At 25.1% G+C, this 11,508-nt stretch carries 11 protein-coding genes and 8 tRNA genes; 18 read left to right on the top strand and 1 reads right to left on the bottom strand.

Features of this window, described 5'->3' with window-relative positions; genetic code table 4:
• The first annotated feature begins 160 nt into the window (after positions 1-160).
• The 14 genes from T405_RS01375 (at position 161) to rpmA (ending at position 6,663) form a co-directional block, all read left to right on the top strand.
• A tRNA-Pro gene (locus T405_RS01375) sits at positions 161-237 on the top strand.
• 7 nt (positions 238-244) lie between these two features.
• Positions 245-321, top strand: a tRNA-Ala gene (locus T405_RS01370).
• Positions 322-326: 5 nt separating this feature from the next.
• A tRNA-Met gene (locus T405_RS01365) sits at positions 327-403 on the top strand.
• Positions 404-426: 23 nt separating this feature from the next.
• Positions 427-502 (top strand) — tRNA-Ile (locus T405_RS01360).
• A gap of 2 nt (positions 503-504) precedes the next feature.
• Positions 505-597: transfer RNA gene (locus T405_RS01355), tRNA-Ser, on the top strand.
• Between the two features lie 27 nt (positions 598-624).
• Positions 625-701, top strand: a tRNA-Met gene (locus T405_RS01350).
• 2 nt (positions 702-703) lie between these two features.
• Positions 704-779 (top strand) — tRNA-Asp (locus T405_RS01345).
• Positions 780-783: 4 nt separating this feature from the next.
• Positions 784-859: transfer RNA gene (locus T405_RS01340), tRNA-Phe, on the top strand.
• A 99-nt stretch (positions 860-958) separates the two neighbouring features.
• Positions 959-3,634, top strand: coding sequence for an isoleucine--tRNA ligase (gene ileS / locus T405_RS01335; protein ID WP_036430323.1), 2,676 nt, complete (start codon positions 959-961; stop codon positions 3,632-3,634).
• A 94-nt stretch (positions 3,635-3,728) separates the two neighbouring features.
• Positions 3,729-4,265 (top strand): signal peptidase II, encoded by a 537-nt coding sequence (locus tag T405_RS01330; protein WP_169734322.1) that lies wholly within the window; start codon positions 3,729-3,731, stop codon positions 4,263-4,265.
• Between the two features lie 88 nt (positions 4,266-4,353).
• Positions 4,354-5,685 carry a YitT family protein gene (locus T405_RS01325; protein ID WP_036430321.1) on the top strand — a complete coding sequence of 444 codons (1,332 nt, stop codon included), beginning with the start codon at positions 4,354-4,356 and terminating at the stop codon, positions 5,683-5,685.
• Between the two features lie 53 nt (positions 5,686-5,738).
• Positions 5,739-5,981, top strand: a complete 243-nt coding sequence (locus tag T405_RS01320; RefSeq protein WP_036430319.1) for a hypothetical protein — start codon at positions 5,739-5,741, stop codon at positions 5,979-5,981.
• 117 nt (positions 5,982-6,098) lie between these two features.
• Positions 6,099-6,398 (top strand): 50S ribosomal protein L21, encoded by a 300-nt coding sequence (gene rplU / locus T405_RS01315; RefSeq protein ID WP_036430318.1) that lies wholly within the window; start codon positions 6,099-6,101, stop codon positions 6,396-6,398.
• 7 nt (positions 6,399-6,405) lie between these two features.
• Positions 6,406-6,663, top strand: a complete 258-nt coding sequence (rpmA, locus tag T405_RS01310; protein ID WP_036430317.1) for a 50S ribosomal protein L27 — start codon at positions 6,406-6,408, stop codon at positions 6,661-6,663.
• A gap of 98 nt (positions 6,664-6,761) precedes the next feature.
• On the opposite strand, the gene T405_RS01305 is transcribed toward rpmA, so the two are convergent.
• Complete coding sequence (locus T405_RS01305) at positions 6,762-7,499, bottom strand: DNA-processing protein DprA (RefSeq protein WP_036430316.1); 738 nt, start codon at positions 7,497-7,499, stop codon at positions 6,762-6,764.
• Between the two features lie 151 nt (positions 7,500-7,650).
• On the opposite strand from T405_RS01305, the gene T405_RS01300 reads away from it, so the two are divergent.
• The 4 genes from T405_RS01300 to T405_RS01285 all read left to right on the top strand — a co-directional run bounded on the left by T405_RS01300 (position 7,651) and on the right by T405_RS01285 (position 11,506).
• On the top strand, positions 7,651-8,688 hold the full coding sequence (locus T405_RS01300) for an NAD(P)-dependent oxidoreductase (protein WP_036430315.1): 1,038 nt from the start codon (positions 7,651-7,653) through the stop codon (positions 8,686-8,688).
• Complete coding sequence (locus tag T405_RS01295; protein WP_036430314.1) at positions 8,681-9,730, top strand: aquaporin; 1,050 nt, start codon at positions 8,681-8,683, stop codon at positions 9,728-9,730. Before T405_RS01300 ends, T405_RS01295 begins: the two co-directional genes overlap by 8 nt.
• A gap of 34 nt (positions 9,731-9,764) precedes the next feature.
• Entirely contained in the window at positions 9,765-10,439 is a 675-nt protein-coding gene (locus T405_RS01290) for an NERD domain-containing protein (RefSeq protein WP_156951221.1), read from the top strand.
• A gap of 65 nt (positions 10,440-10,504) precedes the next feature.
• Positions 10,505-11,506, top strand: coding sequence for an ECF transporter S component (locus T405_RS01285; protein WP_036430312.1), 1,002 nt, complete (start codon positions 10,505-10,507; stop codon positions 11,504-11,506).
• Positions 11,507-11,508: the final 2 nt, after the last annotated feature.

Below are 11,508 nucleotides of genomic sequence, written 5' to 3'. Positions count from 1 at the left end.
CTGACCATTACTAATAAATTGATAGGTTTAAAAGTTAAAATGTATTCAGACATTTTAATGAATTATTAATTACTATTCAGTTTTGAAAGAACAAAAATCTTTCAAAAAAAATTTTTTATATATTAAATTTAATATATAATAATATAGCCATTACAAAAATGGAGAAGTAGCTCAGCTTGGTAGAGCACTACATTTGGGCTGTAGTGGTCGCAGGTTCAAATCCTGTCTTCTTCACCATTTATATGGGGGGTTAGCTCATTTGGCTAGAGCGCCTGCCTTGCACGCAGGAGGTGGTGGGTTCGAATCCCATACTCTCCACCATATATGGCACTGTAGCTCAGTTGGTTAGAGCATCCGGTTCATACCCGGAAGGTCAAGAGTTCGACTCTCTTCGGTGCTACCAATTAAATCTATAAATTAGTTTATGGACCTATAGCTCAACGGTTAGAGCAACCGGCTCATAACCGGTTGGTTACAGGTTCGAATCCTGTTGGGTCCACCAATGGGTGATTACCCAAGTCCGGCTGAAGGGAGCAGTCTTGAAAACTGCCAGGGGCTTCACGGCCCGCGGGGGTTCGAATCCCTCATCACCCGCCATTAATTAAACAATTTATAGTTTCATATCGCGGAGTGGAGCAGTTTGGTAGCTCGTCGGGCTCATAACCCGAAGGTCATAGGTTCAAGTCCTGTCTCCGCAACCAAAGGTTCAGTGGTAAAGTGGTTAATACGCCTCCCTGTCACGGAGGAGAACGCGGGTTCGATCCCCGTCTGGACCGCCATTTTGGCCCTGTAGCTCAGTTGGTAGAGCAACAGATTGAAGCTCTGTGTGTCGCTGGTTCGATTCCTGCCGGGGCCACCATAAAATTACTCTATTTTGTAAGCTATAAATAGTTTATAAAATAGAGTAATTTTATTTTTTAAAAGCAAAATAAATAATAAAATTAAAAAAGGAGAAAACATGGATTACAAAAAAACACTTAATATGCCATTAACTGAATATGAAATGAGAGCTAATTTAGTTATAAAAGAACCTAAATTTAGAGATTTTTGAACTGTTAATAATATATATAAAAAAGTACTTCAAAAAAATAAAGGAAATAAAAAATTTATATTACATGATGGTCCACCATATGCAAATGGAAATATTCATGTGGGACATGCATCAAATAAAATTTTAAAAGATATAATTGTTAGATATAAATCATTAAAAGGTTTTTATTCACCTTTTGTTTTAGGGTGAGATACACATGGATTACCAATTGAACATAAAATGTTAACAGAATTAAATATTTCAAAAGATGAAATAGATCCATTATTATTAAGAAAAAAAGCAGCAAAGTATGCTAAAGAACAAGTTGAAATTCAAAAAGAGCAATTTAAATTACTTCAATTATTTACTAATTTTGATAAATATTACATTACACTTGATAAAAACTATGAAGTACATCAATTAAAAGTTTTAAAGAAAATGTTAATGGATGGTTTGGTTTACAAAGGATTAAAACCTGTTTTTTGATCTCCAAGTTCCCAAAGTGCATTAGCTGAATCAGAAGTAGAATATAAAGACATAGTTTCTCCATCCATCTATGTTGCTTTTAAAATTATTGAATCAAACTTTGAAAAAATAAATATAAATGACCATCTCTTAATATGAACAACAACACCTTGAACGCTAATTGCTAATGCAGGAGTTGCAGTTGGTTTAGAAATAGAGTATTTACGTATTAAAATCAATGATAAATTTTATATTATAGCTTCTGAATTGTTAAATAGTTTTATAAACAAAACTAATTTAAATGATTATGAAATATTAGATAAATTTTATGGTAAAGAAATTGTTGATAAAGTCAAATATAAAACACCTATATTAGATTTTATTGCGCCCGTTGTTTTAGGACATCACGTTACAACAGAATCAGGAACCGGTTTAGTTCATATTGCACCTATGTTTGGAGAAGATGATTATTTAATAGGCCAAAAAAATAATCTAGAAAAAATTATGCATATTTCAGATAATGGAAATATATATAATACAAAAACAAAATTTGATGGAATGTTTTATGATGATGCTAACAAAGAAATATCATTATTTCTAGGTGACAAATTAATATATTTCGAAAGATTTAAACATTCATATCCACATGATTGAAGAACTCATAAACCAATTATCTTTAGAGGAACACCTCAATGATTTGTTTCAATTGATAAAATAAGAGACAAAATATTAAAAGAAATAGAAAATAATGTAATAACATATCCTGAATGACCTAAAAAAAGATTGTATAGTATGATACAAAACAGAAGTGACTGAACTATATCACGTCAAAGATCTTGAGGGGTTCCTATTATTGTATTTTATGACAAAGACAATAATCCTGTTATAGAAGAAGAAATATTTGATTATGTAATAAATTTAGTATCTGAATATGGAACTGATATATGATGAGAAAAAGATGTAAATGATTTATTACCTATTAAATATAGAGAAAAAGGATTTAAAAAAGAAACAGACATTATGGATGTTTGATTTGATTCTGGTGTTTCAAGCATAGCTTGTGATATTGATGGAGTTTCAAAAGCACCATATGATTTATATTTAGAAGGTAGTGATCAATATAGAGGGTGATTTAATTCATCAATAATTAATTCAGTTGCTTATACCGAACAAACACCTTATAAAAACCTAATTTCACATGGTTTTGTTGTAGATAAAAAAGGTGAAAAAATGTCTAAATCAAAAGGAAACGTTGTAGATCCATTACAAATTATTCAAAAACAAGGTGCAGATATTTTAAGGATGTGAGTTGCTAATTCAGAATACACTTCTGATGTTTCTATTTCAAACGAAATTATTGAACAAAATTCTGAAATTTACAGAAAGATTAGAAATACTTTAAAGTTTTTATTAGGTAATTTAAATGATTTTAAATACAATCCACACTTTAAAAGAACAGGAATTCACTTATTTATACAAGAACAATTAAATGAGTTGAAATATAATGTTATTAAATCGTATGATGAATATAAATTTATTAATGTAATTAAATATATAAGTAATTACATAGTTGAATTATCTAGTTTTTATTTATCAATAACAAAGGACATTTTATACGTTCGTCAAAAAAATGATACAGAAAGAATGATGGTTTTAACAAATATGTATGAAATAACAAAATTCTTAATAGTATCATTAACACCAATTATTCCTACAACAACTGAAGAAGCATATTCATTTTTTAATTTAGAAAACAAACAAGAATCAGTAATGTTAGAAACACTACCTGAATTAAAAGATATTTTATATGATTCTAATATATTACAATCATATCAAGAATTCTTTGATTTGAGGTCTAAAGTTAATATTTTAATAGAAAATTCAATTAAAAATAATGAAGTAAAACGTTCTAATGAACTAGAATTATTTTTACCAAAACAAAATGAATTAATACAAACTTTAGATTTAAAAACATTATTAATGGTTGGGAAAATAACACCAAGTAATGAATTAAAAGTAAGTCCTTTTAAATCTATGAAATGTCAAAGATGTTGAAATCATTTTGAAGAAATTGAAATTAAAAAAGAATTATGTTTAAATTGCTATAACATAATTCAATCTCTGGAAACAAATGAATAAAAAAATTATTTGAGCTCTTAAATATATTAAATCTAATAAAATTAAAATTATTCAGATATATATAACTATATTTATAACTCTTCTTATTTTATTAATGATAGACCAATTGACAAAAAACTTATTATTTTTACATGGTGATATTAAAACATTAAATAATATAGAGCAAGTAAAACTCAATAATGGTCATTATATATCTGTTGAATCTATTTATCCTGATTCTTCTGATTGAAAAGATTTTCAAATTTTAGGAATAAGAAGCATCTGACACGGTGGAGTTACTTTTGCTAAAACAAGAAATACAACTCTTATTCAATTTTTTAGCATTATCTTATTTTTTGTAATTTTATTTTATGGTTTTTTTGTTAATAAAAGACAATTATTACAAGGATTGTTTATTGGTTTTATATTATCGGGTGATTTAGGTAATATGCTAGATCGTTTTATTTTCAATGGTTATGTCAAAGATGTCTTTTATATTCCTTTTTTAGAATATTTATTTAAAAAAACATTAGGTACTTTTAATTTTGCTGATGTCTGTATTTTTATAGGTATTTTTGGTGTTATAGGAACATCATTTTTTCCTAAACTAAAAGTTAATAATTTAAAAAGATACCAAAATTCAATTTTATAAACTAAATAATAGGAATCTTAATTCCTATTATTTTTTTAAAATTAAATTATTAATTTTGTAAATCAAGAAAAAATATAAAATTTATGTTATGTTACCTAAAGAAATAAAAAAAGAAGATTTAAATTTAAAGAAGTCAACAAAAAAAGACCAAAAAAATCTAATGTGTTATAAAAATTATTGTAAAACAGTAAATTCTTTAAATCTAGAATCAAATAACAATGAATTATCAAAAGACGAATTAAGTAATTTAGCAGTTCAAGAAAGAAGTGAAAAAATTAAATATAAGATGGGAAAACATCTTTTAAACAATAAGGATGCATCAATATCTCTTAAAAATATAGTTAAAAGATATTGAAAAAAGATCTTACTAATATTTATAGCAGCATTTATTTTTAATGCAGGCATTCAAGTATTTTTGAATAGAGCAGAAACAATTCCATCAGGAGTAACAGGAATTCCTACATTATTACAATATTCATTCCCTGTTATAAAACCATATTTTGCTTTAATTTATCTAGCATGTAATATACCATTATTTTTAATATTTGGTTGAAGAATAAAGCGAAGTTTTGTTATCTTGACACTATGTTTTATGGTATGTCAAATAATTACTAATTTCTTTTTCACATCTAAGATTATTTCACAATCAATAAATGAATTTATAACATTTACTGATTCATATAAACCATATACAAATTGAAGTGATATTATTTATTCAATAGTAGGTGCATTATTTATAGCATTCGGAATATCTTTATCTTGAAAAGCCGGTGGTTCAACTGGTGGAACTGATATTATTGCATATTATTTCTCTATGAAGTCTAAAAAGAGCGTTGGTCACATTTTATCTATCATTGGTGTTTGTTCAGCAATCTTATTTCTTTTTATATTTTCATTCATTAAGCCAAACTATTTATATGAAGAACCAGTCAATCCATTTTCTTTATTAAATGAAGAAAAATTCAAATTATTAAATTCACCAAGTTATAATGGTGTTAATTTAAATAGTGATACTGAAATAATTGAAAGATTTGAATGACTAAAAAATAAACACAATCATTCTAAAATATATTTTGGAATGAGAGAACTAACCACATTTTTATATATATTAGTAGTTAATTTATTTATTGATTTAATTTATCCAAAATATAAAAAAGTTTCTTTAACAATAATTAGTAGTGACCCTCAGAAAATATTAGCATATTTTAAATTAATTAATTATTGACATTCTTATAGAATAGAAAGATATAAATCGGGTTATACAAATAAGCAATCAGTTAAAATTGAAACAGTAATGTTATTGCTAGAAACTCCAAATATTTTATATGACTTAAAACTAATAGATTCTAATATTTGAATTTCTATTTCTACAATAAATAAAGTTATAGGTAAATTTAATACAGAATTTGTTGAACATTAGTTAACTTTTAGTTTATCTGTTTAAAAAAGTAATTTACTTAATGGAGGTCTAAAATGAAATTAAATGAATTAAAAGAGATAAAAGAAGAAGATTTAAAAAATACAAATGTAGGTTTTGCATTTACTTCTATGCTTTCAGGTATTTCATTACTTGTATCAAGTCTTTCATCAATAGTAGGGTTATTAAAATCAGCTTTTTCTTCATCAGGTGAAATTAAAGACAAGACAAATACATATAAATGAAATTACGAAACAAAGAGTTCAAATTCATCAAAAAATAATATAACTATATTTTAGTGTAATATAACTTTTTTGATATAATTACAATGTTACCTTTGAGTAACCGTTCTAAAAAGGTTTATTAAGCAGTATATTTACTCACCTTAAAGACGAGCCACTTTATTAAGGAGTTGCATGTTAGCAATAATTGAAACAGGTGGGAAACAACTTTTAGTAAGAGAAGGTCAAACTATTTTTATTGAAAAAATGGAAGGTGAAGTAGGAACAAAAGTTAATTTCGACAAAGTTCTACTAGTAGATTCTAAAATAGGACAACCATATTTAAAAAATGCTTTAGTAACAGGTATAATTGAAAAACAAGGTAAGGCAAAAAAAATAGTAGTGTATCGTCACAATGCTAAGTCTACCCATAAAAGAAAATTAGGACACCGTCAACCATATACACGTGTAAAAATCGAGTCAATTAAAGGATAATTAGAAGATGGCAAAAACAAAAGCTGGTGGGTCTACCAGAAATGGTCGTGATTCACATTCTAAACGTTTAGGTATTAAATTAGGTGACGGACAATTTGCAAAAGCAGGATCAATCATTTATAGACAACGTGGAACAAAAGTTCACCCAGGGACAAATGTTGGTCTAGGAACAGATTATACATTATTTACTAAAATTAATGGTTATGTAAAGTTTGAAAACAAAAAAAATAGAAAGTATGTTTCAGTTTATCCTGAAAAAAACTAAATCAAAACTAAAAAAAAACAAAACAATACTGAGTAAAAATAATTTACACAATGTTGTTTTGTTTTTTATATAAAAATGAAATTGAAAATAGATTTTTGTTAAATATTAATTACTTTAGAAACTCCCAAAATCATATTAGCTCCAGATTCTATCAATTTATTATTTTCATTATCAATTCCATTTCCCGGGAAACAATATATATCTTTTCCGATATTTAAAAATGAATTAATTAAATGATTAGCTTTTGAATTATTTTTCATCGAAAAGGAAATTAAAGTTTTAGATAAAGTAGCACTAACATAATTAGAATATTTGAAAAAATCTATTTTTGGATGAGTGTTTAATGGATATTGACTTATAACTAACTCGTTTTCTAAATTAATTTCACTAAAATCAAATGTATCTAATCCCTCTTTTGCTATATGTATTATTTTACCCCCTAAAGTTCTAAACAATTTAATAAACTGATTTTCAGTTTTCTTATAATTATTAGTTATTAAAACAGAATTTTGAACAAGCTGATTCAGAGAATTTTTGATTATTTTAGAAGTATATTCATCTCAAATTTCATTAATTATGTAAAATTTTGAATTATTTTGCATCAGTTTATAATTACCCTTATAAAAAAAACCAAATAAACATTCTTTCATTTCATAGAACTCTTTAGGAAAACTTTCATCTATTATACTAATAAAATTTATATCTTTTTTATTCAAACCATCTTTTATTTCTTTTATTTGTTTTTTGTCTAATTTAATTCCTTTTTTTAGATTTTTATAAATCTCATATTGATTACCTTTGTATTTATAACTAAGTAATAAAATAATATCTTTCATACAAAATTTATATATAAAAAAACTTATTTATTACTAAAATATAACACCTTTTTAGTTTATTTATAACTTTAATTATTAACTTTAAAAATAAAAAAATGTTGTATAATTTTTACACTTTTGAATTTATATAATATTTATAAAGGGAGTAAAAATGAAAATAGCGTTTTTTGATGCTAAGGATTATGATATTAAATACTTCAATGAATACAATAATAACAGACATGAAATTACATTTTTTAAGGAAAATTTAAACCTAAGCACTGCTCATTTAGCAAAAGGTTATGATGCTGTTTGTGGTTTTGTTAACACATATGGAGACAAAATAATTTTGGGAGTTTTATCTAAATTAGGTGTCAAATATTGATTCCAAAGATCGATGGGATATAACAAAATAGATGTTAAAAAGGCAAATGAATTAGGAATTCAAGTGTTTAGAATCTTTAACTATTCAGCTGAAAGTATAGGTGAATTTGCATTTGCAGGTTTATCATTATTAAATAGAAATTTATTAATAGCAAATAAAAGAGTAAAAGAATATAACTTTTCATTAAATGGCTTAGATGGTAAATGTATAGGTAATTCAGTTATCGGTGTTATAGGCTCAGGAAAAATAGGACAAACATTTATTAGAATTGCAAAAGCAACAGGTGCAAGAGTTTTAGTTTATGACTCATTTGCTCAAGAAAATTTCCCTGACTTAGCAAATCAATTAGGAATAGAATTCGTTAGTTTGACTGAATTATTAAACAAAAGTGATTTTATATCAATACATTTTCCTTTATTTGCTTCGACTAAATATTTAATTAATGAAGCAGCCATTACTCAGATGAAACAAGATGTAATTATTATAAATACAGCAAGAGGTGAAATATTAGATATTAAAGCAGTTATTAAAGGATTGAAATCAGGTAAAATTCGTGGTTTAGCAACTGATGTTCTCGAAAGAGAAGAAGGAAGATTTTATGAAGATGTTTCTTCAAGAATAGATGATTTAAAACAAATCGATCCTGATTGAAAAGAACTAATTGAAATGGATAATGTAATCATAACATCGCATCAAGCTTTCTTGACTGATTTAGCATTAACACAAATTGCTAAAACTACATTAGAAAATGCAGATGCAGCACAAAATGGAGATTTTACACATGCTTTATTTGTAATGGAAAATGGAAAAATAAAAAATGGTTAATCAAAACATAAATGAAGAAAAAACAAGTATTTTTAGTTTTTTTAAGTTAAAAAAAACAGATAGAATAAATTCTGAAAAACCAAAAGATGTTAAAACTTGAGTAATTCATGGTATTTCAGAATATGTTGGTACAATATTATTATCATTACTATTAGCAGGTTTAAATACAATAATTAAAGTATCAGATGGGCATATATTTAGAATAGAAGAATATTTAATTCATAACATCATAGTTGGATTTTATGCAGGTTTTATAGCTGTAGGATTAGTTTTATTTATTTTCTTAAGATGAAGTTGTGATTTAAATCCGACTGTTAGTTTCTTTAGATATTTAAATGGTAGTCAAACAGGATGATATGTAGTTTATAAAATTTTTATTCAATTATTGGGTGCAATAACAGCTGGTGCCATAATTTACGGAGTAGGAAAATTAACAAACGAAAGTCATGTTGGATATTTTTCAAATCTTCCATTTGATGCAATAACAGCTGCTAAAAAAGCCTTTCCGGACTTCCAGGGTGTTTCGAACTCTCAATCTGCTTTATTAAGTGGTTCTACTTGAATATTTTTTATAGAATTAGTTATGACAGCGGTTTTATTATTTCCGATTTTTTCTCCTAATATAAATGGAAAATATCGTGATTTATTTATTATGTTCATTATTTCAATGAGCGTTTGAATGGGTATACTAGGTGGTTCGGCTGCCATAAATCCATTTAGAGGATTAGCACAACAATTACCACTTTTAGTATTTGAAGATTTATCAAATGGAACAGAACAAATAAAAAAAATAGTTGGTATGTTTTCATCTGAAGCAAATTTTGATGGTGCAAAATTATATTACAACTCAGTAGTTTCAGCTACCATTTCATTAATGCTTGGAGGTATTTTAGCACCAGTGTTTTATTTATTTGTTCAAGGAATAACTCAAAGATGAATCAATCCGTTTATTATTAAAGTTATCTCATATAAAAACTATAAATCAGAACATATGGAAAAATTAAGCAAAACAAAACCAGTAAATAAAATTGAACAAAAATAAGTTCAATTTTATTTTATTTATTATTAAGGATTATATGGCACAAAAAGATCATTTTATATTAACTATTTTCTTTATAGTTTTATTTTTATGTATAACATGTTTATCATCAATTTTATTGTTAATTAAAAAACACATAAAACAAAAAGAACTAACTAAAAATTTCTTATTTAAAGAAGAAGTGATTTCTAAAATAAAAACATCTTTAAACCAAAAATATTTAATTAAAGAAAATCTATATTTTAAAGGCAAAAAGAAGAATATACAAAATATAAATTTACTAATAACAGAATCTTTTATTATTTTTGTTGAAATCTTATCGTTAACAGGAATAATAACAGGCGATTCTGTTTCAGAGAAATTTTATTTTAACGATAATAAAAAACCACATAAGAAAAAAATTATTAAGAATTTTATTTTAGAAAATCAAAATAATGTTAACTATTTATTAAATAAGTTGAATAAAGAGATTTTGTATTTTTCTTTATTCGTTATATCAGATGAAACAGAAATTCAAATTCAACAAAATACCTTAAATTCAAATATTCATTTTATAAAATACAGTAAAATAGAAGATTTCTTTAAAAACATAGATGAACAAGAAATCCAACCAACAGAATTAATAAATGAAAATAACTTAGAAGAATTACTTAATTTATTCAAATATAAAAATACAAACCATAATATTCTTTTAAAAAGAAAGCAAAAGTAATTTCTATTTATTTGAACTAAATTTATTTTTATTATTAAATTCTTATATTATTATAAAATTAAACTATGAAAAAAATATTATATAAGGTAAAGAATAACAATATTTGAAAAGAAATATCTTTATTTCCTAAATGAACTATTAAGAATATGGTTTTAGTAGGTATATTGATTGCTATTTCAGTTAGTTTTACAATAGTTGTAGCACAAATAGTTCCTATTGTTAACTTGCCTACATATAAGTTTTCATTTATTGGTTTACCTGTTAAAATAACTGGTTTTATTTTTGGTCCTATTATAGGTATATTTGTAGGAATAGTTAGTGATTTTTTATCCTTATTATTTATTCCACCTGCTGGTTATAATTTAGTTTATACATTGGCAACAGCAGTAAACGGCTTAATAGCCGGACTATTTGGTATGTATTTTAATCAAATAATCAAAACTGCATTTAGTAAAGATTTTAGAATTCAAAGAATCGGACAAAAAATTAATTTGTACATTATTAAATATAAAATATTGAAGTCTAATAATCAGTATAGTAAAATGAATAAAATAGCTAATAAAATAATTTCTTTAAATAATAAAAAGAAATATATAAATGACTTAACTACATATAATACCTTAAGTAATATTTACTTGTTTGTAGGTTTATTATTATTAGTAATTGTTATTTCAACTATATCTTGATTTATAATGATAGCACCAGAATATGCAATTCAAGATGGTTTAATAAGAAACAGATATGCATTGATAGGTTTAATGTGTTCAGGAACAGTGATGATGATGTGTTTTTTAGTTTATTCTCGTTTTAGATTTAAAACAGAAACATACTTAAAGTTAGTTCCGATTGTTGTGTTTTGCTCATTTTTAGAATTGGTTAATATTCCTATTCTTTCGTTTGCTGATTTAATTTCATTAGGGAATGGACAAACAAAAGACATTTTTGTTTGAATTTCACAACACGTTTTATCTGGTCCTATTAAAATTTGATTTAATACATTTGTTATCTTTTATACATATTCAATCGTTTCTAAATTAATTAATAAAAACAATAAATTATCATATTAAAT

Source organism: Mycoplasmopsis felis ATCC 23391 (assembly GCF_000701865.1).
Lineage (GTDB): Bacteria > Bacillota_I > Bacilli_A > Mycoplasmatales > Metamycoplasmataceae > Mycoplasmopsis > Mycoplasmopsis felis.
Note: the sequence above shows the minus strand (reverse complement) of the source record. Positions and strands in the feature narration are given on the sequence as shown.